General features: G+C 68.3%; 27 protein-coding genes and 2 tRNA genes. 11 read left to right on the plus strand and 18 right to left on the minus strand.

Translation table 11 applies throughout. The features are described from left to right. Positions 1 to 3 precede the first annotated feature (3 nt). Positions 4 to 1,374 (plus strand): metalloprotease PmbA, encoded by a 1,371-nt coding sequence (pmbA, locus tag U5771_RS20195; protein WP_322025618.1) that lies wholly within the window; start codon positions 4 to 6, stop codon positions 1,372 to 1,374. Positions 1,375 to 1,475: 101 nt separating this feature from the next. Here pmbA and U5771_RS20200 read toward each other — a convergent pair whose 3' ends face one another. The 3 genes from U5771_RS20200 to U5771_RS20210 form a co-directional block, all read right to left on the minus strand. Further along, positions 1,476 to 1,976, minus strand: coding sequence for a dihydrofolate reductase (locus U5771_RS20200; RefSeq protein WP_322025619.1), 501 nt, complete (start codon positions 1,974 to 1,976; stop codon positions 1,476 to 1,478). Between the two features lie 259 nt (positions 1,977 to 2,235). Then, on the minus strand, positions 2,236 to 2,502 hold the full coding sequence (locus U5771_RS20205) for a hypothetical protein (RefSeq protein ID WP_322025620.1): 267 nt from the start codon (positions 2,500 to 2,502) through the stop codon (positions 2,236 to 2,238). Positions 2,503 to 2,933: 431 nt separating this feature from the next. Further along, the gene (locus U5771_RS20210) at positions 2,934 to 3,131 is read right to left on the minus strand and encodes a hypothetical protein (RefSeq protein ID WP_322025698.1); all 198 of its coding nucleotides are present in this window, start codon (positions 3,129 to 3,131) and stop codon (positions 2,934 to 2,936) included. Between U5771_RS20210 and U5771_RS20215 the strand changes: the two genes are divergently transcribed. Continuing rightward, the gene (locus tag U5771_RS20215; RefSeq protein WP_322025621.1) at positions 3,111 to 4,508 is read left to right on the plus strand and encodes a sigma-54 dependent transcriptional regulator; all 1,398 of its coding nucleotides are present in this window, start codon (positions 3,111 to 3,113) and stop codon (positions 4,506 to 4,508) included. The two genes, U5771_RS20210 and U5771_RS20215, sit on opposite strands and share 21 nt — an antisense overlap. Before the next feature lie 42 nt (positions 4,509 to 4,550). Beyond that, on the plus strand, positions 4,551 to 5,522 hold the full coding sequence (locus U5771_RS20220; RefSeq protein WP_322025622.1) for a thymidylate synthase: 972 nt from the start codon (positions 4,551 to 4,553) through the stop codon (positions 5,520 to 5,522). 168 nt (positions 5,523 to 5,690) lie between these two features. On the opposite strand, the gene U5771_RS20225 is transcribed toward U5771_RS20220, so the two are convergent. Both U5771_RS20225 and U5771_RS20230 read right to left on the minus strand, forming a co-directional pair. Next, the gene (locus U5771_RS20225; RefSeq protein WP_322025623.1) at positions 5,691 to 8,264 is read right to left on the minus strand and encodes a DUF6600 domain-containing protein; all 2,574 of its coding nucleotides are present in this window, start codon (positions 8,262 to 8,264) and stop codon (positions 5,691 to 5,693) included. Between the two features lie 162 nt (positions 8,265 to 8,426). Then, positions 8,427 to 9,134 (minus strand): helix-turn-helix transcriptional regulator, encoded by a 708-nt coding sequence (locus U5771_RS20230; RefSeq protein WP_322025624.1) that lies wholly within the window; start codon positions 9,132 to 9,134, stop codon positions 8,427 to 8,429. Positions 9,135 to 9,312: 178 nt separating this feature from the next. Between U5771_RS20230 and U5771_RS20235 the strand changes: the two genes are divergently transcribed. Both U5771_RS20235 and U5771_RS20240 read left to right on the plus strand, forming a co-directional pair. Then, complete coding sequence (locus U5771_RS20235; protein WP_322025625.1) at positions 9,313 to 9,453, plus strand: hypothetical protein; 141 nt, start codon at positions 9,313 to 9,315, stop codon at positions 9,451 to 9,453. A 142-nt stretch (positions 9,454 to 9,595) separates the two neighbouring features. Next, positions 9,596 to 10,108 carry an acyl-CoA thioesterase gene (locus U5771_RS20240; protein ID WP_014897688.1) on the plus strand — a complete coding sequence of 171 codons (513 nt, stop codon included), beginning with the start codon at positions 9,596 to 9,598 and terminating at the stop codon, positions 10,106 to 10,108. A gap of 55 nt (positions 10,109 to 10,163) precedes the next feature. On the opposite strand, the gene fumC is transcribed toward U5771_RS20240, so the two are convergent. From fumC to U5771_RS20255, 3 genes are all read right to left on the minus strand, one after another. Next, complete coding sequence (gene fumC / locus U5771_RS20245) at positions 10,164 to 11,558, minus strand: class II fumarate hydratase (protein WP_322025626.1); 1,395 nt, start codon at positions 11,556 to 11,558, stop codon at positions 10,164 to 10,166. Between the two features lie 141 nt (positions 11,559 to 11,699). Continuing rightward, entirely contained in the window at positions 11,700 to 13,088 is a 1,389-nt protein-coding gene (norM, locus tag U5771_RS20250) for a multidrug efflux MATE transporter NorM (RefSeq protein WP_322025627.1), read from the minus strand. A gap of 128 nt (positions 13,089 to 13,216) precedes the next feature. After that, on the minus strand, positions 13,217 to 13,435 hold the full coding sequence (locus U5771_RS20255; protein ID WP_006753074.1) for an RNA-binding S4 domain-containing protein: 219 nt from the start codon (positions 13,433 to 13,435) through the stop codon (positions 13,217 to 13,219). 280 nt (positions 13,436 to 13,715) lie between these two features. On the opposite strand from U5771_RS20255, the gene U5771_RS20260 reads away from it, so the two are divergent. Further along, positions 13,716 to 14,132, plus strand: coding sequence for a hypothetical protein (locus U5771_RS20260; protein ID WP_322025628.1), 417 nt, complete (start codon positions 13,716 to 13,718; stop codon positions 14,130 to 14,132). 117 nt (positions 14,133 to 14,249) lie between these two features. Here the strand turns inward: U5771_RS20260 and U5771_RS20265 are convergent, their stop codons facing one another. The 8 genes from U5771_RS20265 to fdxA all read right to left on the minus strand — a co-directional run bounded on the left by U5771_RS20265 (position 14,250) and on the right by fdxA (position 18,625). Further along, a complete protein-coding gene (locus tag U5771_RS20265; protein ID WP_322025629.1) occupies positions 14,250 to 15,026 on the minus strand; it encodes a DUF4088 family protein in 777 nt (258 codons plus the stop codon). A gap of 159 nt (positions 15,027 to 15,185) precedes the next feature. After that, the gene (locus tag U5771_RS20270; protein WP_322025630.1) at positions 15,186 to 15,524 is read right to left on the minus strand and encodes an AzlD domain-containing protein; all 339 of its coding nucleotides are present in this window, start codon (positions 15,522 to 15,524) and stop codon (positions 15,186 to 15,188) included. Next, positions 15,521 to 16,294, minus strand: a complete 774-nt coding sequence (locus tag U5771_RS20275) for an AzlC family ABC transporter permease (RefSeq protein WP_322025631.1) — start codon at positions 16,292 to 16,294, stop codon at positions 15,521 to 15,523. Before U5771_RS20275 ends, U5771_RS20270 begins: the two co-directional genes overlap by 4 nt. A 117-nt stretch (positions 16,295 to 16,411) precedes the next feature. Further along, positions 16,412 to 17,317, minus strand: a complete 906-nt coding sequence (locus tag U5771_RS20280; RefSeq protein ID WP_322025632.1) for an AraC family transcriptional regulator — start codon at positions 17,315 to 17,317, stop codon at positions 16,412 to 16,414. A 61-nt stretch (positions 17,318 to 17,378) separates the two neighbouring features. Then, entirely contained in the window at positions 17,379 to 17,864 is a 486-nt protein-coding gene (locus U5771_RS20285) for a CreA family protein (RefSeq protein ID WP_322025633.1), read from the minus strand. A gap of 107 nt (positions 17,865 to 17,971) precedes the next feature. Further along, positions 17,972 to 18,047 (minus strand) — tRNA-Asn (locus tag U5771_RS20290). A 74-nt stretch (positions 18,048 to 18,121) separates the two neighbouring features. Then, positions 18,122 to 18,197 (minus strand) — tRNA-Asn (locus U5771_RS20295). A gap of 104 nt (positions 18,198 to 18,301) precedes the next feature. Beyond that, complete coding sequence (gene fdxA, locus U5771_RS20300) at positions 18,302 to 18,625, minus strand: ferredoxin FdxA (protein WP_006753067.1); 324 nt, start codon at positions 18,623 to 18,625, stop codon at positions 18,302 to 18,304. 287 nt (positions 18,626 to 18,912) lie between these two features. On the opposite strand from fdxA, the gene pncB reads away from it, so the two are divergent. The 5 genes from pncB (at position 18,913) to U5771_RS20325 (ending at position 24,887) form a co-directional block, all read left to right on the plus strand. Then, on the plus strand, positions 18,913 to 20,109 hold the full coding sequence (gene pncB, locus U5771_RS20305) for a nicotinate phosphoribosyltransferase (protein WP_322025634.1): 1,197 nt from the start codon (positions 18,913 to 18,915) through the stop codon (positions 20,107 to 20,109). 86 nt (positions 20,110 to 20,195) lie between these two features. Then, positions 20,196 to 20,858, plus strand: coding sequence for a lactate utilization protein C (locus U5771_RS20310; RefSeq protein WP_322025635.1), 663 nt, complete (start codon positions 20,196 to 20,198; stop codon positions 20,856 to 20,858). Positions 20,859 to 20,910: 52 nt separating this feature from the next. Continuing rightward, on the plus strand, positions 20,911 to 22,341 hold the full coding sequence (locus U5771_RS20315) for a sodium:proton antiporter (RefSeq protein ID WP_322025636.1): 1,431 nt from the start codon (positions 20,911 to 20,913) through the stop codon (positions 22,339 to 22,341). 81 nt (positions 22,342 to 22,422) lie between these two features. Beyond that, a complete protein-coding gene (locus U5771_RS20320; protein ID WP_322025637.1) occupies positions 22,423 to 23,412 on the plus strand; it encodes a D-glycerate dehydrogenase in 990 nt (329 codons plus the stop codon). Then, complete coding sequence (locus U5771_RS20325; protein WP_322025638.1) at positions 23,409 to 24,887, plus strand: DNA recombination protein RmuC; 1,479 nt, start codon at positions 23,409 to 23,411, stop codon at positions 24,885 to 24,887. Before U5771_RS20320 ends, U5771_RS20325 begins: the two co-directional genes overlap by 4 nt. Before the next feature lie 96 nt (positions 24,888 to 24,983). On the opposite strand, the gene U5771_RS20330 is transcribed toward U5771_RS20325, so the two are convergent. After that, the gene (locus U5771_RS20330; protein ID WP_322025639.1) at positions 24,984 to 25,469 is read right to left on the minus strand and encodes a GNAT family N-acetyltransferase; all 486 of its coding nucleotides are present in this window, start codon (positions 25,467 to 25,469) and stop codon (positions 24,984 to 24,986) included. Further along, the gene (locus U5771_RS20335; protein ID WP_006476519.1) at positions 25,466 to 25,741 is read right to left on the minus strand and encodes a hypothetical protein; all 276 of its coding nucleotides are present in this window, start codon (positions 25,739 to 25,741) and stop codon (positions 25,466 to 25,468) included. Before U5771_RS20335 ends, U5771_RS20330 begins: the two co-directional genes overlap by 4 nt. Between the last annotated feature and the right edge of the window lie 31 nt (positions 25,742 to 25,772).

Genomic DNA, 25,772 nt, shown 5'->3' on the forward strand with positions numbered 1-25,772 from the left:
ACGATGGCAGCCAATCTCGACGTACAAGCGCGCTATTTCCCGCACACGCAGGACCAGCTCAAAGAAATTGCCTCGGACATCCTTCGCCATGCGAAGGCGCTCGGCGCGACGGACGCCGCGACCGAAATCTCCGAAGGCGACGGCCTGTCGGTGTCGGTGCGCCGCGGCGAGGTCGAGACGATCGAACACAACCGCGACAAGATGGTCGGCGTGACGGTGTTCATCGGCAAGAAGCGCGGCAACGCGAGCACGTCGGACTTCTCGCCGGCCGCGATCAAGGATACCGTCGCCGCCGCGTACAACATCGCGCGCTTCACGGCCGAGGACGACGCGGCCGGCCTCGCCGAGGCCGAGCTGCTCGAAACCGACCCGCGCGACCTCGACCTCTATCACCCGTGGGCGCTGACCGCCGACGAGGCCGTCGAGCTCGCCCGCCGCGCGGAAGACGCCGCGTTCGCGGTCAGTCCGCAGATCCGTAACTCGGAAGGCGCGAGCGTGTCTGCGCAGCATTCGCAGTTCGTGCTCGCGACGTCGCGCGGTTTCCTCGCCGGCTACCCGTACTCGCGCCACTACATCGCGTGCGCGCCGATCGCGGGCACCGGCCGCCACATGCAGCGCGACGACTGGTATTCGTCGAAGCGCAGCGCGGTCGATCTCGCGGCGCCCGAAGCCGTCGGGCGCTATGCGGCCGAGCGTGCGCTGGCGCGGATGGGCGCGCGCCGTCTCGACACCCGCAAGGTGCCCGTGCTGTTCGAGGCGCCGCTCGCGGCCGGCCTGCTCGGCGCGTTCGTGCAGGCCGTCAGCGGCGGCGCGTTGTACCGCAAGACGTCGTTCCTCGTCGACAGCCTCGGCAAGCCGGTGTTCGCACCGCACGTCCAGGTTGTCGAGGATCCGCACGTGCCGCGCGCGATGGGCAGCGCGCCGTTCGATGAGGAAGGCGTGCGCACGCGTGCGCGCAGCGTCGTCAACGACGGTGTCGTCGAAGGCTACTTCCTGTCGACCTATTCGGCGCGCAAGCTCGGCACGCAGACGACCGGCAACGCGGGCGGCTCGCACAACCTCGCGCTGCGCAGCACGAACACGCAGCCGGGCGACGATTTCGACGCGATGCTGAAGAAGCTCGGCACGGGCCTGTTGCTGACCGAGCTGATGGGGCAGGGCGTGAACTACGTGACCGGCGACTATTCGCGCGGCGCGGCCGGCTTCTGGGTCGAGAACGGCGTGATCCAGTATCCGGTCGAGGAAATTACCGTCGCGAGCACGCTGCAGGAGATGTTCCGGCATATCGTCGCGATCGGCGCGGATTCGATCGTGCGCGGTACGAAGGAAACGGGCTCGGTGCTGATCGAGCAGATGACGATCGCCGGGCAGTAAGCGGCGCGGCCGCGGCCGCCAGGAAACGAACAAGCCCGACCGGTGTGAGCCGGTCGGGCTTTTTTTGTCGTGTGCCGGGGTGTGCCGTCGTGTGCCGTGCGTCAGCCCCGCTTGCGCGCGTAGACGACGAACGCATAGCCGAACGTGTTCGGCGCGGCAGCCTGATGCGAGTCGCGTGACACCTCGTGCCAGTGTGCGGGATCGGGTGCCGGGAACGACGCATCGCCGTCGAAATCCGCGTCGATCTCGGTGACGACCAGCTTGTCGGCGAGTTCGAGGCCTTCCGCATAGAGCTGTGCGCCGCCGATCAGGAATGCTTCGGCCACCCCGTCGCGCGCGGCGAGCGCGAGCGCGTCGGCGAGCGACGTGACGGTGTCGCAGCCGTCGAAGCGGCGCGCTGCGTCGCGCGTGACGACGATATTGCGGCGGCCCGGCAGCGGCCGGCCGATCGACTCGTGGGTCTTGCGGCCCATCACGATCGGCGCACCCATCGTCGTGCGCTTGAAGAACGCGAGGTCCTCGGGAAGTTTCCAGGGCAACTGGTTGTCGCGGCCGATGATGCCGTTGCGGGCGCGCGCGACGATCAGGGTCAACGTCGTCATGAAGGTCGGGGAAGAGGAGAACCGGAATGGCGCCGATTCTACCGGAATGGCGGCGCGCGACTGCTTCGGTGCGGATGCGCACGCGTACTTGCGGTTTCCGGTCTGCCGCACCGCGTCGGCGGTGGCGATGGCGGCGCGGTGCTGTGCGGCCGGTGCGCCGTCATGTCCTGAATAAAAAGAGTGCCCGCCGGGGGACGGACACAAAAAACGGTTCGCGTCGCGATATCGACGCTGCGGGAAACGACCTGCGTCGTTCAATTCAATCGGAATCCTTAGCGATCCAGCGGCATGCGGCGTCATGTGCCGATTTTGGATGCATGCGGTTCCCTGCGTTTCCTGCCATCGCAGGCTGCATCTTGACGGAAAGCGGCACAGGAATCGGTATCGGCAGCGGCGCCGATGGGACGAGTTCGTCCCACAGCGTCACCGATGTCTTGTCCGACGAACGCGGTTGCGGCGTGGCGACGGGCACGGTGCCGATGCGGTTGTCCCGATGCATGCGCGGCACGTTATCGGCAAGCAGCATCGCTGCGTTCGGGGCTCGCGCTTGCTTCCGAGCGTGCCGGTATGAACGGGCACGCGAACGCCAACGCAATCGCCATCTGCACGCAAGACAGTGAAAAAGTGTTCGCATGGCCACCTGCTCCGATCCGTTACGCATTCAGCGAAATACATGCCATCGGGCGAACAGCGTTGTCGCGTCTGCGATTCGCGGGGGAGCGCCGTGAATCGCGATTGAAAACGAGTGGAAATGTTTCAGGCGTGAAACGAAGGGGCTCGGGAATACTGCGGATTCAATCGATGCGCTTCAAGGATGAAAATTTGCGCGTGTGTCGATGCAGGTACGCGTCGTTGCGCATGTGCTATGTGCAGACGATTGATAAACGTCGACCATTGAGCGAATCGACCGCTCGCCCATTTGCGCTGAAATCGGTTTGTCGTATTCGGCGCCTATAACTAAGCTGTCTTGACCAAAAAATAACTGGACGCGAGATAAGCGCCATCATGCGAGGCTTGTCGTCGCCGCGCATCGGCATGGCGAATCGAGCCGCTTCGGCTGACCCGGTTCGATCCTTTTGCACGCGACTTGGCGTGCGTGGCAATCGTTAGACGGTTGATGAACGGGGTGAGCATATGGGAGCCGAGCAGCGGCATGTGATTTATTTCTCGCGCGAACCGAACGACGCGTTGCGCGGGCATTTCGACGAATGCGGGTGGCGTGTCGATCTTGCGGAAAGCGCACGCGACGTGCGGCGTGTCGTGCAGCACGGCGCGGCAACCGCCGGCCTGCTCGATTTCTCGCCGGGTTTTCGGCCCGCGGATCTGCGCGAACTCGAAGCGTGTCTGAGCATCCAGCACATCGGCTGGATCGCGGCGACCCGGCGTGGCCAGTTGCAGGACGCCACGCTGCGGCATCTCATTCGTGACTATTGCTTCGACTACGTCACGATGCCGTACGAGGCGTCGCGCATCGTCGAGACCATCGGCCATGCGCACGGCATGGTCGCGCTGACCGACCCGGTGGCGCCGCCCGTCGGCGCCGGGCGCGCCGAAGGCGAGATGGTCGGCACCTGCGACGCGATCCTTGGACTCTTCAGGACGATCCGGCGCGTTGCGACGACCGATGCACCGGTGTTCATCTCCGGCGAATCGGGTACCGGCAAGGAACTCACGGCCGTCGCGATCCACGAGCGCTCGGCGCGCGCGCACGCGCCGTTCGTCGCGATCAATTGCGGTGCGATTCCGTCGACGCTGCTGCAAGCCGAACTGTTCGGCTATGAGCGCGGCGCGTTTACGGGCGCGAACCAGCGCAAGATCGGCCGTGTCGAGGCCGCGAACGGCGGCACGCTGTTTCTCGACGAGATCGGCGACCTGCCGCTCGAGAGCCAGGCGAGCCTGCTGCGGTTCCTGCAGGAAGGCAAGATCGAGCGGCTCGGCGCGCATGTATCGGTGCCGGTCGACGTGCGCGTGATCTGCGCGACGCACGTGGACATGGAAGCGGCGCTGCGCGAAGGGCGGTTCCGCGAGGACCTGTTTCATCGGCTGTGCGTGCTGAAGATAGAGGAGCCGCCGCTGCGCGCGCGCGGCAAGGATATCGAGCTGCTGGCGCGCCACATGCTCGAGCGTTTCAAGGGCGACGCGCATCGACGCCTGCGCGGCTTCTCGCCGGATGCGATCGCCGCGCTGTACGGCTATTCGTGGCCGGGCAACGTGCGCGAGCTGATCAATCGCGTGCGCCGGGCGATCGTGATGTCCGAGGGCCGGATGATCACCGCGGCCGATCTCGAACTCAACGAATTCGCGATACTGGCACCCGTCTCGCTCACCGAGGCGCGGGAAGCGGCCGAACGGCAGGCGATCGAGCAGGCGCTGCTGCGTCACCGCGGCCGTTTTGCCGATGCGGCGCGCGAACTCGGCGTGTCGCGCGTCACGCTGTACAGGCTGATGTGCGCGCATGGCATGCGCGATCGCGGCGACCCGCTGACAGGGTTTTCGGCACCGTTGCCGGGGGTTCAGCATCACGCTTGCTAAAATTGGCGGGTAACGGCCGCCCTCGCGGCCGAAGGAACCCGCATGAAACAGTACCTCGACCTCGTTCGCACCATCCTCGACACCGGCACCTGGCAGGAGAACCGCACGGGCATCCGCACCATCAGCATGCCCGGTGCGATGCTGCGGTTCGACCTGCAGCAAGGTTTCCCGGCCGTCACGACCAAGAAGCTCGCGTTCAAGTCCGCGATCGGCGAACTGGTCGGTTTCCTGCGCGCATCGCGCAGCGCGGCCGATTTCCGCGCGCTCGGCTGCAAGGTGTGGGACGCGAACGCGAACGACAACGCGCAGTGGCTCGCGAACCCGTACCGGCAGGGCGTCGACGACCTGGGTGACGTGTACGGCGTCCAATGGCGCCAGTGGCCCGGTTACAAGGTGCTGGACGCCGGTGCGGATGCGCAGATCGCCGACGCGACGCGCCGCGGCTTCCGGATCGTCACGCGCTTCGACGAGGACGGGGTGCCGAAGGTGCTGCTGTACAAGGCGATCGATCAGCTGCGCCAGTGTCTCGACACGATCATGGAGAACCCGGCCGACCGCCGCATCCTGTTTCACGCATGGAACCCGGCCGTACTCGACCAGATCGCGCTGCCCGCGTGCCACCTGCTGTACCAGTTCCTGCCGAACGTCACGAAGCGCGAGATTTCGCTGTGCCTGTACATCCGCAGCAACGACGTCGGGCTCGGCACGCCGTTCAACCTGACGGAAGGCGCCGCGCTGCTGTCGCTCGTCGGCCGGTTGACGGGTTACACGCCGCGCTGGTTCACGTATTTCATCGGTGACGCGCACATCTACGAGAACCAGCTCGACATGCTGCAGCAGCAGCTCACGCGCGAGCCGTACGACAGCCCGCGGCTCGAGATTGCCGAGCGCGTGCCGGACTACGCGAAGACGGGCGTGTATGCCCCCGAATGGCTCGAGCAGATCGAGCCGTCCGATTTCTCGCTCGTCGGCTACCGGCACCATGAGCCGCTGACCGCGCCGATGGCGGTCTGAGCTCCTGCGTTCGATGGCGGCGCGGTTGACGTGACCAGCGCCAGGTCGAATGAAGAAGGCCAGACCTGAACTGAACCCCGGAAGTTGGACGGTTCAAGAATGCCAGGCCAAGAAGGGCTGAGTTCTGTACTGCACAGGACTCAGCCCTTTCCGTTTCATCGGGCGCGGTTACTGGTGGCGCCGCTCGTCGTGGCCGCCGGGCGGCGGATTGCTCGGGTGCGGCGCCTCGACGTGCGGTGCCGGTTGCGGCCGCGGTTCCATGCGCGGCGCGGGCATCGACGGCCGCGGCTCCATGTGCGGCGCGGGCATCGATGGCCGCGGCTCCATGCGCGGGGCCTGAGGCTGCGGCTGCGGTCGCGGCATTTCATGCACGGCGGGCGCGGGCGCAGGCGGGCGGTACTCGTTCACGCGCGGCGGCGCGACTTCGCGGCGCGGTGCCGGTTGCGCGAATTCAGGTCGCGGTTGCGGCGCCGGAGCGGCCCGCTCGGGCCGCGGCTGCGCATGCTGGGCCGGCGCCGCGAAATCGGGGCGCGGACGCGGCTGCGGAATCTGCGCGGTCGTGTCGAGTCGCGGTTGCGGCAACGCGCGCGGCGTTTCCTGCCGTCCGCCGGGCTGCGTACCGGGCGCGGCTTCCGGATGCGGGGCGGGCGCTGCGCCGCGCACGGGCGGCAGTGCGTTCTGTCCCGCTGCGTGGAGTGCCGTCGGCGGCGTCTGGCGCTGACGCTCCATCGGCGTGTGCGGCTGCATCCACGCGGGCGCGGGCGCCGCGGCTGCATGCGTGTTGTCGCGCCCGGTCGGCTCGTTGGCCGCCGTCGGCGGGTGAGGGACGCCATTTCCGGGGCCCGCTGCCTGATGCGGAACCGGATTGCCCGGCGCCTGCGGCGTGGCGCCGTTGGCGAAGCGCTGCGCATTGGGGGCTTCGCCGTTCATCGGCCGCACGCCATTCGGCACGACCGGCATCGGCGCACCCGGCACACCCGGCACACCCGGCCGCGCGGCCTGTGCCTGTACCGGGGCCGGCTGGCCTTCGCGTGGCACCTGCGCCGGTCGCACGACGGGACCGTGCGGATTCACGAGCTGCACGTTGCGCATCGCCCATGCACCGGCTTTCGGGTCGCCCGGAACGCGAACCGGGCGCGCCTGATAGGCGGCCGGCACGTTTGTCCTCACGACCGGCGCGCCCGCGCCCGGCACGTGCTGGCCCTGCCGTGCGAGGTGCGCGGCCGCCTGGTCGCGATACGCGGCCGGCACCGCCGGATTGCGCGTCGCGACGAACGCGTGCTGTCCGATCGCCGCCGGCGGACGGTAGCTGGTCGTGCGCAGTCCGCCGGTAAAGCTCTGGCGCACCGGCGCGATGCCGGGCGTGCCCGGCGTCACGTGCGCGTTGCGCCATTTCTGTGGGTCGACGCGCTGCGCGAAGTGCGCGACCGGCTGGCCGTGCACGAACGCGGACGCCGGCACGGCCGTGATCGCGTGCGGCGCGCGGAAGTTCACGTACGTCTTGTTGATGTTCGTGATGTTGTTGATGTTCGTCACGTTCACGGTCTTGTTGACCGTCACGTTGTTGACCACGATGTTCCGGTTCACGCGATCGTAGTAATGCGGGCTCCAGCCGCCCCAGCCGGGATGCCAGGGTTCGCCCGGGCCGAGTGCGAACCATGCGCAGCCGGCCGCGGCGACGCCGCCGACCGTCAGCGCGACGCTCCAGTCGGGACCGCCGCCGCCGCCCACGAACGCGACGAGCGCCGGCGCGTAGACGGGCGGCTGGCTGACGACCATCGGGCCGGGCACCCACGCCCAGCTGTCGTCGACATAGGCCCAGCGGCCGTAGTGATACGGTGCGAAGCCCCACGGCGCATCGTCGACCCACGTCCAGCCCCACGGCGCCTGCCAGATCCAGTGACCGTCGTGATACGGCGCCCAGTCGGCCGGCGTGTCGTTCGGCACCCAGACCTCGCCGTAATTCGGGGTTTCGCGCCACGTGCCGTTCACGTCGAGATCCTGATAGCCGGGCACGTCGCGCGACACATAGCGGGCCGACACCGAGCGCTGCTCGGCCGCATCGCGGCCGGCGGCCCACTGGTCGAGCGCATCGGGGGCCGGTGCGGCCGCTTGCTGCGCGACCTGCAGGTCGGTGCCGGTGAACACGACCTGCTGCCCGGGCGACAGCGGATACTGCCCGTTGCTGCCATAGACGGTCGCGCTGCCGTCGCGCAAGGTGACCGTCGTGCTCGCGCCGTTCGGCGCGACATCGACGCGATAGTCGCCGGGGCCCGTGATGCCGAGCGCGAGATTGGGCGTATCGATTTCGTACGACCCGCCGCGCGGCAGATCGCGCACGTGCGTCGATACGGTGCCGAGCCCGACCTTCAGCTGCGTCGCGGTGTCGTCGAGGTTCAGCACCGACAGGCTCGTCGATTCGCCGAGTCGCACCGCGGTCGAGCCGATGTGCAGCTCCGAGCGTGCGCCGGCATCGTTCCACAGCTGGTCGCCGGTCGTCAGCGGCCGATTCACGGCGGCGTAGGACCACGTATCGGTGCCGGCGGGCTCCGTCGTCACCGCACCCGACATGTAGTTGAGCCGGGCGACGCGGCTCGGCGGATCGCCGCCCGGCTGTCGGGCGGCCGCCGCATACGCCGCGGCCTGTGTCGCTTGCGCGAATGCGGAGGGCAGGGTCGCCAGCGCGGCGAACGCGAGCAGCGTGCAGCGGGTGGTTCGCTTGAGCGTGAACAGGGAGGCCATGATGAGCGTCTTCGTCGTTATCGCGGCGCGTCGATTCGTGCCGTTGAATTCACAATATCCGCTCGGCCTGTTTCAGTGCTCGGTGTTTTGTAAGTCGGATGGCACGCGATGTAACAAAACCTGTCCATCGCGCGCCGTTGTCGTCCGGTCGCAATGTCCGCGTCAAGCGGACGTAAGCCAGTCGTCGAGAACCTGCTGTCCGGGCACGGTGACGCGCAGCACGCGCGGCCGCGCGGTGCGCTCGATCCAGCCATGTGCGCAGAAGCTGTCGAGCAGTGCCGCGCCGAGCGCGCCGCCGAGATGCGCGCGGCGCTCGCTCCAGTCGAGGCAGCCGCATGCGAAGCGGCGCCGGCGCGTGCGTTGCTGCGCGACGTCGATGCCCCAGCGCGCGAGCGCCTGCGTGCCGAGCTCGGTGGTCTCGATCGCGTCGCCGTCCGCCTGCAGCCAGCCGCGTGCGGTGAGCCCGTCGAAGATGCGGACCGCGAGTTCGCCGGCCATGTGGTCGTAGCAGGTGCGGGCGTAGCGCAGTTCGGCCGGCACGGTGCGCGACGGCGGCGGCACCGGACGGTTCGGCGCGGCCGCGCGGGCCACGTTCGCGAGCGCCTCGAGCGACGCCGCGATGTCGGCCGACGCGAGCCGGTAGTAGCGGTGCCGGCCGCGCACGTCGAGCGCGAGCAGGCCGCCTTCGGTCAGGCGTGCGAGGTGCGCGCTCGCCGCGGACGGCGACAGCCCCGCGATCATCGTCAGTTCGCCGGCCGGCCGCGCGCTGCCGTCCATCAGCACCCATAGCATCGCGGCGCGCCCCGGATCGGCGATCAGTGCGCCGATCCGGCTCAGGCCCGGAAAGTGGTGGTCGTCTTGATCGGTCATCGTCGTGTCTCGTCAGGCGGAATGACTGCAGTGTAGGCGCTGCTCGCATTCGATGTTTCGCGTTCGGATGAAATATCGGATGCGGCGGGGCGGTGCACGATCCGCGGTCGCCGGCCACGCACGCGTAGAATGGCCGGACGCGGCGGCAGTGGGCCGCCGGATGCGACACGATGCAACGATGAAGACGATTTTCTGCCTGTTGGCGGCCGCGCTCCTCTGCGCGGCCTGTGCGCAGGGCGGTTCAGGCGCCGCCGGCGAGCGGGGCGGCAGCCTCGAGATGTACGGGACGATCGATCAGGGAATCACGGTGCGCCGCTGAGCGGCGCCAATTTCCGGTCGATTCCGGTTCAACGCGCGGGTGGGCGCGCGGCCGCGGCCGCGCGGCGGGCACCGCGGCGAGTTGCCGCAGTGCAACGTATAATGCGCCGATTGCCGTACCCCCGCCGCCTGGAGCTACCACGATGTCCCAACCGTCCCCCGTACCGGCCGCCCTCGACCGCACCGAAACCGTATTCCGCTTCCTCGCCGAGCCGTCGTCCGTGAACTTCGGCGGCAAGGTGCACGGCGGCGCGCTGATGAAGTGGATCGACGAGGTCGCGTATGCGTGCGCGGCGGTCTGGTCGAGCCGCTATTGCGTGACGGTCAGCGTCGGCAACATCCGCTTCCAGCGTCCGATCCTCGTCGGCAACCTGGTCGAACTGAAGGCGCGCGTCGTCGCGACGGGCCGCACCAGCATGCACATCCATGTGTCCGTGCACGCCGGCGATCCGAAGGGCGGCGTGCTGCGCCAGACGACCGACTGCCTCGTCGTGTTCGTCGCGGTCGACGAGAACGGCAACCCGGTGCCGGTACCGCCGTTCGTCCCGGAGACCGACGAGCAGAAGGTGCTCGCGAAGTATGCGGCCGACGTGCGCGCCGCGCTCGACAAGATCGTCGAGATGAAGCCCGAGGAAGTGGCGAAGGGCACCGTCTGACGACAACGGGCGCCGCGCACGCGCGCCGCGCCCGTCATCGCGTCGCCCCCCACGATCAGCGCGATCCGATCATCTCTTCGGGGCGTACCCACGCGTCGAATTCCGCCTCGGTCAGGTAGCCGAGCGCGAGCGCGGCGGCCTTCAGCGTCGTGCCTTCCTTGTGCGCCTTCTTCGCGATCTGCGCGGCCTTGTCGTAGCCGATGTGCGGATTGAGCGCCGTCACGAGCATCAGCGATTCGTTCAGCAGCAGGTCGATGCGCGCGCGGTTCGGCTCGATGCCCGCCGCGCAGTGGTCGTTGAAGCTCTGCGCGCCGTCGGCGAGCAGCCGCACCGACTGCAGCACGTTGTGCGCGATCATCGGCCGGAACACGTTCAGCTCGAAATTGCCGCTGGCGCCGCCGACGTTCACCGCGACGTCGTTGCCGAACACCTGGCAGCACAGCATCGTCACGGCTTCCGACTGCGTCGGGTTCACCTTGCCCGGCATGATCGAGCTGCCCGGCTCGTTTTCCGGAATCGACAGTTCGCCGAGCCCGCAGCGCGGCCCGCTCGCGAGCCAGCGGACGTCGTTGGCGATCTTCATCAGGCCGGCCGCGACCGTCTTCAGCGCGCCGTGCGCGAACACCAGCGCGTCGGCGGCCGCCATCACCTCGAACTTGCTCGGGGCGGTCACGAACGGCAGCGTCGTCAGCCGGCCGATCTCGTCGGCCACGCGCACCGCGAACTCCGGATGTGCATTCAGCCCGGTGCCGACGGCGGTGCCGCCGAGCGCGAGTTCGTACAGGTGCGGCAGCGCCGACTCGACGTGCCGGACGCCCTGGTCGAGCTGCGCGACGTAGCCGGAAAATTCCTGCCCGAGCGTGAGCGGCGTCGCGTCCTGCAGGTGCGTGCGGCCGATCTTCACGATGTCGGCGAAGGCCTTCGACTTCGCGTCGAGCGTCGCGCGCAGCGTGCGCAGCGCGGGCAGCAGGTGGTTGACGATCGCGTAGGCGGCCGCGACGTGCATCGCGGTCGGGAACACGTCGTTCGACGACTGCCCGCGGTTCACGTCGTCGTTCGGGTGGACCTTGCGTGCTTCGCCGCGCTCGCCGCCGAGCAGCTCGCTCGCCCGGTTCGCGATCACCTCGTTGAGGTTCATGTTGGTCTGCGTGCCGGAGCCCGTCTGCCACACGGCGAGCGGAAATTCGCGCGGATGCTTGCCCGCGATGATCTCGTCGGCCGCGTCGATGATCGCGCGCGCCTTGTCGTCGGCCAGCACGCCGAGCGACTGGTTCACGGCGGCCGCGGCGCGCTTGACGATCGCGAGCGCGTGGATCAGCTCGGGCGACTGCTTCTCCGTCGAGATCCGGAAATTCTGCAGCGAGCGCTCGGTCTGCGCGCCCCAGAGCCGGTTGGCCGGCACGGCGATCTCGCCGAACGTGTCGCGTTCCATCCGAACTGCTTCGTTCATGATGCACTCCTCTTGGGAAGGGGAAAGGCCGCGCGTCGCGCGGCGTCTGGCGTATCGTGAGGCAGTCGCGCCGCTGGCGCGGCGTCTCGGGTCTTCAACCGACAAGCATAGCGCCGGCCGCGATTTTGCGTCGTGTCGCGCTCAGCGCGTCGATGCGACGAGCGACGCGCTCTTCAGATGGAAGCGCCAGGCCATCAGCGCGGCGACGCTGGCGAGGCCGGCCGCGAGCCCCCACCACAGGCCGCGTGCGCCGAGGCCAGCATGGAACGCCAGCCAGTAGCCGGTCGGGAAGCCGATGCCCCAGTAGCCGAGGGTCGCCGCGAGCATCGGGATGCGTGTATCCCGCAGCCCGCGCAGCGCGCCCGACCCGACAGTCTGCATGCCGTCGACGATCTGGAACACTGCGGCGATGCCGAGGAGCGACGCGGCAAGCGACACGGTCGCCGCGTTGGCCGGATCGTCGAGGTGCAGGTACAGGCCGACGATCGCATGCGGCGCGACGATCAGCACGAGCCCCGACAGCGACATGAACGCGACGCCGAGGCCGAGCGCGACGAAGCCTGCGTGCCGCGCGGCGACCGGCTGGCCGGCGCCGACCCAGTAGCCGACCCGCACGTTGGCGGCCTGGCCGATCGCGAGCGGCACCATGAACGCCACCGACGCGACGTTCAGCGCGATCTGGTGCGCGGCAAGCGACGTCGCGCCGAGCACGCCGATGGTCAGGCCCGTGGCGAGAAACAGCGTCGATTCGACCCCGTACGTGATCGCCACCGGCCAGCCGATGCCGATCAGCTCCCCCATCACCGGCAGTTTCGGGCGGGCGGCGGTCACGAAATGGCGGAACCGCTGGCGGCCGTGCAGCAGCCAGATCAGCGCGAGCGCGGTGAGCCAGATGGTGATGGTCGTCGCGACCGCCGAGCCGAGGAAGCCGAGCCGCGGCAAGCCGAATGCGCCGTGGATCAGCCCGTAGTTCAGCACGCCGTTGACGCCGACGCCGCCGATCGACACCCACAGCAGCCGCCGCGCGGCGCCGATCGCCGGCAGGAACGCGCGCATCAGCCCGACGCCGATCAGGCTGCCGAGCGCCGCGAACCGCAGGATGCCGGTGTACTCGCCGACGTGATGCGCGAGTGCCGGCGGCTCGTGGAACATCAGCAGGATCGGTTCGGACAGCGACAGCGCGACGATCGCCGGAATCGCGAGCAGCACGGACAGCACGAAGCCGGTCCAGTAGATGTGCGGCACGCGGTGTTCCGCCTGCGCGCCGCGCGCATGCGCGACGCTCACGCTGACCGACGACAGCACGCCCTGCAGCACGGTCACGATGACGAAGAAGAAGTTGGCGCCGAGGCCGCCCGCCGCGAGCGAATCGGGGCCGAGCGAGCCGAGCAGCACCGTGTCGGTGACGCTCATCGCCATCTGCGAGAGTTGCGCGATCGCGAGCGGCGCGGCGAGGCGCGCGGTATCGGCGGCATGACTGGAAAGGGACGGCGGCGCGGCGGCCGTCCGCGTGAGACCGGAATGCGACATGGAATGGGCGCTCGCGCGGGTGCGGGCCCGCGCTGTCTGTATTTATTTTGAGAGACGGCTAGCTTACGGCTTTATTCGAACGCTGTCGAACGCGCGCGCCGATGGCCATGTCGTGGTCAGGGGAACCGCTACGCGTCGTGCACCGCGATCCGCGTATCGCCGAACAGCACGACCTGGCCCGCGCGGATCTTGCAGGTCTTGCGCAGCTCGACCACGCCGTCGACTTTCACCGCGCCGGACGCGACGAACATCTTCGCGGTGCCGCCGCTGTCCGCGAGGCCGGTGATCTTGAGAAGGTTGTGCAACTCGACGTATTCGCCGGTCAGCGTGAAATCCAGGTTGGGCATGACGAAGGAAGCGCGCGATGCGCGGGAGGAATCGCCCCGCATCATACGGCACCGCGGGCTCGCACGCGAGCGCGGTCGCTCGGGCAGGTTCGCGCGGCGCAGTTGTTAGCGACTGTGAGCGATTCGTCAGCAAATGAAACGGTGGGTAACAGTCTGAGAGATTCGAGAACCGGCCGTGCCGCCCGCGGGTCTTTCGTCGTACCTGCTGCGTGTTGCGGCAGGGGACGCGACGGATCGCATCGAGGCGGTCCGCGCCCACAACTTCTTGAGGAGGATGGTCATGTCCAAGATTCGTACGATGCTGATCGGTGCCGCGCTGACGGCGTTTGCCACTTCGGCCGCATTCGCGCAGACAGGCGTCGCGGCACAGGGCGCCGCAGGCGCCGGCGTGCAGGCGCAGGCTCCGGCCGCAGGGACAGGGGCAGGCGCTGGCGCGGGTATGGAGGGGGGTGCCGGCGCGAATGCGTCGGGCAATGCGGTCGGCGGCGCGACCGACGCGGTCGGTGCGGCAGCCGACGGCGCGAAGGATACGGCGGCATCGTCGGTCCACTCGGCCAAGAAGCACGCGAAGCATGCGGCGAAGTCGGCCAAGCATCACGCCGGCTCGGCGAAGTCGAAGGTGGGCGACGAGGCGGCCGATGGCGGCGCGTCGGCCGGCGTGCAGGGCGGTGCATCGGCCTCGGGCGCCGCGCAGTAAGCGGCACCCCGACGCCGCACGACACGCGCCCCGGACGGCGCGTCGTGACGGCGATCGACCGGCGGCCCGGTTCGCTTCGCGCGAACCGGGCCGTTCTTCATGCGTGGCGCCGGGCCGTCACGGCCGGCGCTGTTCCGGCCCCGGTCCTTGCGCCGGCCGTGCGGCGGACGGCGTAAACACGCTGCGCAGCCACACGGCGAGCCGTGCGAATACGTCGTACGGCTCGTCGACGAAGATCTCGGGCTTCAGGAGCCGCAGGTATTCCATGATCTGCTGCGCTTCCTGTTTCTGGAACGAACCGTGCGCGAGCCCGAGCCGCAGCAGGCCGCGCAGTTCGCCGAGCTTGTCGCGCGCGGCGCTGCCGACGCTCATCTCGCACGCGAGCTTCGCCTCGTAGATGCGCTGGCGCAGCGACTCCGCGAGCCGCCATGCGGGCGTCTGCATCATTTCCTCGAGCGCCTGGATGTCGTGCACCGCGCTCTTGATCTGCGCGGCGAGCGGATCGACGAGCGACGCGTCGCCCTGCGCTTCGGCGACGATCGCCTTGGCCCAGTCGCGGCAGGCCTTCGCGAGTTCGTCGGGCGTCCATTCGGAGCGCGACGCGAAGCCGAAGCCGAATTCGCCGGCCTGCCGCATCAGGATCGCGACGACGTCCGGGAATTCCTTGTCGAGCGTGCGCTTCGCCCACGCGTACTGGCCGCCCTCGAGCATCCGCTGCACAGCATGCTCGGTCAGCGGCACCATGTTGTCGAGCAGCTTGGCGCGCAGGAAATCCTCGAACGACGGTGTCGCGAACTGCGGGTCGAGTTTCAGCGACACGCGCACGAACGCGTCGTAGTCCTTGCGCAGGGACGCAAGCGTGTCGTCCTTGAGGGAAAGGGTGATCTGGCCCATGAATCGTCTCGATGGCGGCCCGCGCGGGCCGGCGGCCGACACCGCGCACCGGTGCGGGCGCAGCGTCGACGGACCGGTTCGCGCCGAGGCCGATGGCGGGTCTTCACTTCTTATATCGGCGCGCCGGACGGAAACTTGAGCGCGGCCGGCGACGTCCGCTCAGGCCGGCAGCCAGTGCGGCATCACGATCCCTTGCCAGAAGAAGAACACCGCGAGACCGACCGCGATCGTCACGAGCGGCCGGCGAGTCGTCGCCGACACGAGCACGGCGGCGAGCGCACCGACGAGCTGCGGATTGCGCCAGGTCAGCTCGGCCGCGCCGCCGTGCGGCGAGACGGTCATCGGCACGATGATCGCAGTCAGCACGGTGACGGGCACGAAGCCGAGCGCGGTCCGCACGAGCGGCGGGAAGGTCAGCCGCTCGCCGAACAGGAACAGCGTCGTCCGGATCGCATAGGTGATCGCGGCCATCCCGAGGATCAGCAGCGCGTAGTTCACGATGCGGCCTCCGTGCGTGAAGCGGTGCGCGAACGCGCGTGCAGCAGCGTGAGCGCGACGCCGACCGCGACGCCGGCGGCGACCGCGCCCAGCAGTCCGAGCTTGTACGGCCAGCCCTGCCAGAAGTACGCGAGCGTGCCGGCCGTCGCGGCGGCCGCCAGATAGCGCAGTGTGCCGAGCTGCGGGACGACGATCGCGATGAAGGTCGCCGCCATCGCGAAATCGAGGCCGAGCGACTGGAGGCCCGGGAAGGCCGCGCCGAAGCCGATGCCCGCCAGCGTCCAGATCTGCCAGTTCAGATACATCGCGAGGCCCGAGCCGAAGAAATAGTGGGGGCCGATCGCGCCGGGCGGAAAGTGCCGGTAGTGCGCGTAGGCGACTGCGAACACCTCGTCGGTCATCAGCGCGCCGAGAGTCGCGCGCCAGCGCAGCGGCAGGTGCGCGACGTACGGCGCGAGCGTCGCGCTGTACAGCAGGTGACGCAGGTTCACGATCAGCGTCGTCGCGAGCACGACGACGAAGCTCGCGCTGCCCGCGATCAGGCCGAGCGCGATGAATTGCGCGGAGCCCGCGAACACCGCGAGCGACATCAGCGCGCCGTGCCATGCGGCGAGCGGTCCGCCACCGACGAGCGTGCCGAAGATCACGCCGAACGGCGCCGCGCCGATCATCATCGGGATCGTGTCGCGTGCGCCGTCGAGCCATTCGTTGAGCGGCCGGCGAGGCGGGGCCGAGGGGGTGGGTGTGGGGTTCACGGGGCGCGTCTCCATGAAATGGAGGATAGCGGGGCGATGCGGCGGCGGCTTGTATGTTCTTGCGCCCGCGCGGATGCCGATGGCGCTGCGAGCGTGCCGGTTGCCGTCTGTTGTCGAATGCAGGTAAGGGCGTCAGCGCGCCTGCCAGCGTCCGGGCGGCACGCCGAACATCCGTTTGAAATGCCGCGTGAAGTGACTCTGGTCGACGAAACCGCTGGCCGCGGCGACATCGGCGATCGACGCGCCCGCGCGCAACGGTGCAAGCGCGCGCTGCAGCCGCAGCTGATTGCGCCACGCATGCGGCGGCATTCCGGTCGTGCGCGTGAACAGGCGCGCTGCGTGAAACGGCGACAGGCCGGCGGCCTGCGCGACGTCGTCGAGCGTGACCGTGCAGGTGAGATCGGCGGCGAGCCGTTCGCGCATCGCGTCGACGCGCGGTTCGTCGGCCGCGAGCACCGCCGGTTGCAGCCGCGCGTCGGCATGGCGCGCGATCAGTGTCGACAGCGCATCGAGCATTGCGGTTTCGGCGGCGAGCGGATCGTAAGCGCGTTGTGCCGCGGCGGCCGGATCATCGGCGGCCGGCTGCTCGTGCGGGTAGAACGGCGGCACGCGTTCGCTGCCGGCCTCCATCATCCGGTGGGCCAGCGCGAGCCGTGCCGCGAGATCGGTGTCGCGGATCACGTCGGACGGGAACCATGGCGCATCCTGCGGGCGCTCCGCGATCGCGCTCGCGAGCGCGCGAATGTAGTCGACCGGCACGTAGCTCACGCGATAGCACCAGCCTTCGTCGGTCGCGCGCGAGCCCGTGTGCACTTCGCCGGGATTGATCACGGGCACGGTGCCCGTTTCGGCGACATGGCCGCTGCCGCGGCAGGTGTAGCGCTCCGCACCCTCGAGGATCACGGGGATCGTGTACGCGTCGTGCCAGTGCGGCGCGAAGGTATGGTCGCGATAGGTAGCCGTGAGCAGATCCGCGTCCGGCAGCAGCGGCGTGCGCCAGTAGCGTGCGGAGTCCGGAAGAAGGCGTGGGGCGGACATGGTCGGGCGCGAGGGCGGTCGAATCGACAGTGTAGCGCTCGCGCGCCCGGCCGGCGCGGGCTTACTTGACCGGAATCGTCGTGCCGGCCGGCATCGGCACCGCGGTCACGGCGTTCTTCGGGCTGCCGCTGACGATGCGGTCGCTGTAGGTCAGGTAGACGAGCGTGTTGCGCTTCTTGTCGACCACGCGCACGACGTGCAGCGTCTTGAAGATGAACGACATCCGTTCGCTGAACACGTCGGTCTGCTGCTTGAGCGGCTCCTTGAAGCTGAGCGGGCCGACTTGCCGGCACGCGATCGACGCTTCGCTCGGATCCTCGGCGACGCCGAGCGTGCCCTTGATCCCGCCGGTGCGCGCCCGCGACACGTAGCAGGTGACGCCCGTCACGAGCGGATCGTCGTACGCTTCGACGACCACGCGGTCGGAGCCCGTCACGCGGAAATGGGTGTTGACGCTGCCGACTTCCTCCGCGTGCGCGAGCGGCGCGGCGGCAAGGGCGGAGAGCAGAAAGGCGAGCGGCGCGGCGGAAAGGAGACGGTGCTTCATCGACGGAACCGGATGCGAATGCGGGACAGAGACTCTAGCATGCGCGGCGGTGACCGACGGGCGCCGGAAAAACAAAAGGCCCGTCGAATGACGGGCCTTTCGCTGTCTGGCTCCCCGACCTGGGCTCGAACCAGGGACCTACGGATTAACAGTCCGGCGCTCTACCGACTGAGCTATCGGGGAATAAATCGGTACATCTGCGTGTGTGTCTGGTGGCCAACAAAAACCCGTCCACTTTCAACGGGCCTTTGTGTTTTTGGCTCCCCGACCTGGGCTCGAACCAGGGACCTACGGATTAACAGTCCGGCGCTCTACCGACTGAGCTATCGGGGAACAAACAACAACAGCAGAGAAACGAGATTTTATGGAGTGTTCGCTAACCTGTCAACACTTTTGAGCGGCGGCGCATAAAAATTTCTTGCGGTGCCGCTGCGCGATCAGCGCTCGAGCAGGTGCAGCTTTTCCTGCACGTCCTTCCACTCGTCCGCGTCGGCCGGTGCCGGCTTGGTCTTCGTGATCGACGGCCAGTTCTTCGCCAGCTCGGCGTTCAGCTCGGTGAACTGCTGCTGGTCGCCCGGAACGTCTTCTTCGGCATAGATCGCATTGGTCGGGCACTCGGCGACGCACACGGCGCAGTCGATGCACTCGTCCGGATCGATGGCGAGAAAGTTGGGACCTTCACGGAAGCAATCCACCGGGCACACATCCACGCAATCCGTGTATTTGCACTTGATGCAGCCTTCGGTCACAACGTGAGTCATTAAAGCGCTCCTGCTTGGCGGTATATATGGGGTGGCGTGTGCGCCAAAAGCGGCATTGTAACTGAAGCGCAAAACCCGCATGACGTGGTCGGCTTTCCGGCTTATATCGTTTCGTGATTAGTTTATGGGGCCGACAGCGGGCGCGGCGCGTGCGGCTGTCCGTACGGCGCGGCGGGCAGGGGGAGGCGGTTTCCCGATGGTCGGGCCCGCATTCGGGTAACATGACCGACAGACCGGGCGGCGCGCGGTGCGCCGGGCCCTGTCACGATATTGGCGGTGCCGCAATCATGATCATCACTTCGCTGCTCGACACGGATCTCTACAAGTTCACGATGATGCAGGTCGTCCTGCATCACTTTCCTGCCGCAAACGTCGAGTACCGGTTCCGGTGTCGCACGCCCGGCGTCGATCTCGTCCCGTACATCGACGAGATCCGCGACGAGGTGCGCGGCCTGTGCGCGCTGCGCTTCACCGACGACGAACTCGACTACCTGCGGCGCATGCGCTTCATCAAGAGCGATTTCGTCGACTTCCTCGCGCTGTTCCACCTGAACGAGAAGTACATCTCGATCACGCCTTCGCCGAAGGGCAACGGCGAGATCGACATCGTGATCGAGGGGCCGTGGCTGCACACGATCCTGTTCGAGATCCCGGTGCTCGCGATCGTCAACGAGGTCTATTTCCGCAACACGCAGCGCGAGCCCGACTATCGCGAAGGCCGCGAGCGGTTGTGCGAGAAGATCAAGCTGCTCGGCGCGAAGCCCGAATTCGCCGACTGCAAGATCGCCGACTACGGCACGCGCCGGCGCTTCTCGAAGGTGTGGCACGAGGAGGTCGCGCTGACGCTGCGCGACGGGCTCGGGCCGCAGTTCGCGGGCACGAGCAACGTGTTCTACGCGATGAAGCACGGCCTGACGCCGCTCGGCACGATGGCGCACGAATACCTGCAGGCCTGCCAGGCGCTCGGCCCGCGGCTGCGCGATTCGCAGACCTACGGTTTCGAGATGTGGGCGAAGGAGTATCGCGGCGACCTCGGGATCGCGCTGTCGGACGTCTACGGGATGGATGCGTTCCTGAACGACTTCGACATGTACTTCTGCAAGCTGTTCGACGGCGCGCGCCACGATTCGGGCGATCCGTTCGAGTGGGGCGAGCGCATGCTGCGGCACTACGAGGCGAACCGCTGCGATCCGGGTACCAAGGTGCTCGTGTTTTCGGACGCGCTCGACATCCCGAAGGTCATGCAACTGTTCGAACGGTTCCGCGGCCGCTGCAAGCTTGCATTCGGCGTCGGCACCAACCTCACGAACGATCTCGGCTACGTGCCGCTGCAGATCGTGATCAAGATGGTCCGCTGCAACGGGCAGCCGGTCGCGAAGCTGTCGGATACGCCGGGCAAGAGCATGTGCGACGACAAGGCGTATCTCGCGTACCTGCGCCAGGTGTTCGGCATCGCGCAGCCGGCCGACGACGCATCGCAGTAAGCGTCGGCCATGCGGCCAGGTGCGTCGCGGCGAGGGCGGCCGGTATAATCCGACGGTATCGCACGCCAACGTCACGAGGACCGTTCATGGACACTTCCGCTGCCCGTCGCCAGATCCTCGCACGCATTCGGGCGGCGCAAGGGCGCGCACCCGAACCCGATGCGGCGGAGCGCGACGGCGTCGCCGACTATCTCGTCCGCCATCCCGAAGGGCCGCGCCCGCCGATGCCGGCCGACCTCGTCGCCGCATTCGTCGATGAAGCGGCGCGCCTGTCGACGACGGTCGACGAAGTCGCGACGCTGGCCGACGCGCCCGCCGCCGCTGCCCGCTATCTTTCCGCTCACGGCCTGCCGATGCAGGCCGTCGCCTGGCGCACGCTGGCCGAGCTCGACTGGGCCGGCGCCGGCCTGTCGGTCGAATGCCGCAAGCCGCGCGACGGCGATCTCGTCGGCCTCACCGGCTGCTTCTGCGCAACCGCCGAAACGGGTTCGCTGGTGCTGCTGTCCGGCCCCGACACCTATGCATCGGCCGGGCTGCTGCCGGAAACCCACATCGCGATCGTGCCGGCGTCGCGGATCGTCGCGGGCCATGAAGACGCCTTCGCGCTGATTCGCGCGGAGCGCGGCGAATTGCCGCGCGCGGTCAATTTCGTATCGGGCCCGTCGCGCACGGGCGATATCGAGCAGACCATCGTGCTGGGCGCGCACGGCCCGTACCGCGTTCATGCGATCGTCGTGCGCGGCGCATGACGCGCGCGCCCGATCCATCCTCACTCCACTCATTCGCACAAGGAAGTTCTGCATGAAACGACATGCCGCCTGGGCGGGCATGGCGTCGGGAGCCGCGCTTGGCGCCGTTCCCGCGCTCGCATCGGCCGCCACGCTCGACGGTGCCACGCTGTCCGCACTCTGGGGCATCCCGTTCGCCGGGATCCTGCTGTCCATCGCGGTGTTCCCGCTCGTCGCCCCGGTGTTCTGGCATCACCACTTCGGCAAGATCGCCGCGGCGTGGGCGATCGCGTTCCTGGTCCCGTTCGCGGTCGCGTTCGGCGCGGGCACGGCGTTCGGTACGCTGGTGCACGCGCTGCTCGAGGAGTACATCCCGTTCATCGTGCTGCTGACCGCGCTCTATACGGTCGCCGGCGGCATTTGCGTCAACGGCAACCTGCACGGCACGCCGAAGCTGAACACCGCGATCCTCGCGCTCGGCACGCTGCTCGCGAGTGTGATGGGCACGACGGGCGCCGCGATGCTGCTGATCCGGCCGCTGCTGCGCGCGAACGACAACCGCAAGCACGTCGTGCACGTCGTGATCTTCTTCATCTTCCTCGTCGCGAACGCGGGTGGCTCGCTGTCGCCGCTCGGCGATCCGCCGCTGTTCCTCGGCTTCCTGAACGGCGTGAGCTTCTTCTGGACGACCACGCATCTCGCGCTGCCGATGCTGTTCATCTGCGTGGTGCTGCTGACGCTGTTCTTCGTGCTCGATACGTACTTCTACCGGAAGGGCGGCGAGGAGCGGCCGGCCGCGCTCGACCCGACACCCGACAGTGGCGCGCTGTCGATCGACGGCAAGGTCAACTTCGTGCTGCTCGCGGCCGTGATCGGCCTCGTGCTGATGAGCGGCATCTGGAAGCCGGGCATCACGTTCGACGTATGGGGCACGCACGTCGCGCTGCAGAATCTCGTGCGCGACGTCGCGCTGGTCGTCGTGGCGCTCGCGTCGCTCGCGCTGACGCCGCGCTCGGCGCGCGAAGGCAACGCGTTCAACTGGGCGCCGATCGAGGAGGTCGCGAAGCTGTTCGCGGGAATCTTCGTGACGATCGCGCCGGTGATCGTGATCCTGCGCGCCGGGGCGGACGGTGCGTTCGCGCAGATCGTCCATCTCGTCACGGGGTCCGACGGCAAGCCGATCGATGCGATGTACTTCTGGGCGACCGGCCTGCTGTCGTCGTTCCTCGACAACGCGCCGACCTACCTCGTGTTCTTCAACCTCGCGGGCGGCGATGCGCAAGCGCTGATGACGACGGGCGCGACGACGCTCGCCGCGATCTCCGCGGGGGCGGTGTTCATGGGCGCGAACAGCTACATCGGCAATGCGCCGAACTTCATGGTGAAGGCGATCGCGGAATCGCGCGGCGTCAAGATGCCGAGCTTCTTCGCGTATCTCGGCTGGGCGTTCGTCATACTGGTACCCGTATTCCTGCTGACGTCGTGGATTTTCTTCACGGCGTAGGCTGACGATTTTCAACCAAGCGCGGACGGTTCCGGCGGCGCACGATGCGCCGCGTTCCGGCCGCGGCATGCGGAGATGGCGATGCAGAAGATCCTGGTCGCACGTCCGATCTTTCCGGACGTGATCGAACGGCTCGAGCAGTATTTCGAAGTGGACTGGAACAACGGCGACGCGCTCGCCCCCGATGCGCTCGCCGCGCGTCTCGCGGACAAGGACGGTGCGCTGACGGCGGGCGACCCGGTCGGCGCGGCTGCGCTCGCGGCGGCGCCGCGCCTGCGCGTCGTGTCGAACATGGCGGTCGGCTACAACAACTTCGACATGGCCGCGTTCAACGCGGCGAACGTGCTCGGCACCAATACGCCCGACGTGCTGAACGAATCGACTGCGGATTTCGGCTGGGCGCTGATGATGGCCGCCGCGCGGCGGATCGCCGAATCCGAGCACTGGCTGCGCGCCGGGCACTGGCAGAAGTGGGCGTACGACGGTTTCCTCGGCAGCGACATTTACGGCTCGACGCTCGGCGTCGTCGGCATGGGGCGTATCGGCCAGGCACTCGCACGGCGCGCGCGCGGCTTCGGAATGCAGGTGATCTATCACAACCGGTCGCGGGTCGCGCCCGAGATCGAGGCCGAGCTGAACGCCGAATACGTGTCGAAGGACGCGCTGCTGGCACGTGCCGATCACGTCGTGCTCGTGCTGCCGTACACGCAGGAGAACCATCACACGATCGGCGCGGCCGAGCTCGCGAAGATGAAGCCCACCGCGACGCTGACCAACATCGCGCGCGGCGGCATCGTCGACGACGCGGCGCTGGCCGTCGCGCTGCGCGACGGGACGATCGCCGCGGCCGGCCTTGACGTGTATGAAGGCGAACCGAGCGTCCATCCGGCGCTGCTCGAGGTGCCGAACGTCGTGCTGACGCCGCATATCGCGAGCGCGACCGAAAAGACGCGCCGCGCGATGGCGAACCTCGCGGCCGACAACCTGATCGCCGCGCTGGGCGAAGGGCCGCGCGCGGGGCAGCCGCCGAATCCGATCAACCCTGACGTGATCGGGAAGCCGCGCGCATGACCACGATGTTGTTGCTGGCGGCGGTCGTCGTGCTGGCCGTCGCGCTGGCGGTGGCGATCGTCGCGATCGTGCGCGGCGGCGGCCGCCATGACGATGCGGCCGTGCTCGGCGACCAGATCGAGGACGCCGCGCACGCGCAGGCGCTCGCGGTCGAGCGGCTCGAACGCGAGCTGCGCGGCGAGATCGTCGAGAACGCGCGCGGCTCGCGTACCGAGCTGGCCGGCAATTTCTCGCAGCTGCAGCAGACGCTCGCGACGCAGCTGACGAGCATCGCCACCGTGCAGAACAACCAGATCGAAGGTTTCGCGCAACAGCTCGGCAAGCTCGTCGCGGGCAACGCGCAGCAGTTCGACGCGATGCGCGAGAGCGTGCAGCGCCAGGCGCAGCAGGCGCGCGAAGAGCAGACGGTCGCGCTGCGGCTGTTCGGCGACACGCTGAACCGGCAGCTCACGCAACTGACCGAGGCCAACGATCGCCGGATCGGCGAAGTGCGAGCGACGCTCGAGCAGCGGCTGAAGGAAATCGAGACGAACAACGCGGCGAAGCTCGAGGAGATGCGCCGCACCGTCGACGAGAAGCTGCATGCGACGCTCGAACAGCGGCTCGGCGAATCGTTCAAGCTCGTGTCGGACCGGCTCGAGCAGGTGCACCGCGGGCTCGGCGAGATGCAGACGCTCGCGGCCGGCGTCGGCGACCTGAAGAAGGTTCTGACCAACGTGAAGACGCGCGGCACCTGGGGCGAGGTGCAGCTCGAGGCATTGCTCGAGCAGATGCTCACGCCCGACCAGTACGCGAAGAACGTCGCGACGGTGCCGAAGAGCAGCGAACGCGTCGAATTCGCGATCCGGCTGCCCGGGCGCGACGCCGGCACGCGCGACGCGCCGCCGGTGTGGTTGCCGATCGACGCGAAGTTTCCGCGCGAAGACTACGAGCGGTTGATCGACGCGCAGGAGCGTGCCGATTCGGCGGCGGTCGAGGAGGCGGCCCGTGCGCTCGAGGCGCGCGTGCGGATGGAGGCGCGCACGATCGCCGAGAAGTACGTCGCACCGCCGCATACGACCGATTTCGCGCTGTTGTTTCTGCCGACCGAAGGGCTCTATGCGGAGATCCTGCGCCGCCCGGGGCTGACCGACCTGCTGCAGCGCGACTATCGCGTGACGGTGGCCGGGCCGACGACGCTGACCGCGCTGCTGAACAGCCTGCAGATGGGCTTCCGCACGCTCGCGATCGAGCAGCGCTCGAGCGAAGTGTGGCAGGTGCTCGGCGCGGTGAAGACCGAATTCGGCAAGTTCGGCGATGTGCTGGCGCGCACGAAGGCGCAGCTCGAAACGGTCACGCGCTCGATCGAGGCCGCCGAGCAGCGCACCCGCGTGATGAACCGCAAGCTGAAGCAGGTCGAGGCGCTGCCGGGCGAGACAGCGGCCGGGCTGCTCGGTGCGGAAGCCGCGGACGGCGCCGATGCCGACGATGCATGACGCATGACGTGTGCGGCAGAAACAGGCTGGAACGAAAAACGGGCGCCGCGGCGCCCGTTTTCTTTTGACACGGCGACCGGCGTGGCCGGCGCGCGTTCAGTGCGCGGCGAGCGCGTTCAGCGCGTCGCCGGTGACGCGCACGATGCGCCAGTCCGGCAGCACGGTCGCGCCCATCTTCTCGTAGAAGTCGATCGCCGGCTGGTTCCAGTCGAGCACCGACCATTCGAAGCGAGCGCAGCGGCGCTCGACGGCGAGTGCCGCGAGGTGCTGCAGCATCGCGGTGCCGAGGCCCGTGCCGCGCTGCGACGGCTGCACGTACAGATCCTCGAGATACAGGCCGCGACGGCCGAGGAACGTCGAATAGTTGTGGAAGAACAGCGCATACGCGACGATCGCGCCATCGCGCTCGGCCACCAGCGCTTCGGCGGCAGGATGCTCGCCGAACAGCGCATCGGCCAGGTCGGCGTCGCTCGCGACGAACAGGTGCGTGAGCTTCTCGAACTCGGCCAGCTCGCGCATCAGCGCGAGGATCGCGCCGACGTCGCGCGCTTCGGCTGCGCGGATCAGCGGCGTGCCGCTCACGCTTCCTCCGGCGGATCGGACAGCACGATCTCGATGCCGCCGAAGCGCGACGCGACCCAGTTGTACGCGTGACAGGCGATCCACAGCAGCACGAAACCGAGGATCGCGTTCAGCAGCAGCGCGCTCAGGATCGTGCTCAGTTCGACCATCCCGTAGCGGATGTACGCGACCAGGATGCCGAGCAGCACGATCGGTACGCTGAACGTCAGGTAGACGAGGATCAGTGCCTTCGCGGTCTGCCCCGCGGCGATCGACGAGATTTGTTTCTTCATGTGCGGATTGCCCCCGTAGAGATATACCGAT

It is taken from the genome of Burkholderia sp. BCC1977 (assembly GCF_905339595.1).
Classification (GTDB): domain Bacteria; phylum Pseudomonadota; class Gammaproteobacteria; order Burkholderiales; family Burkholderiaceae; genus Burkholderia.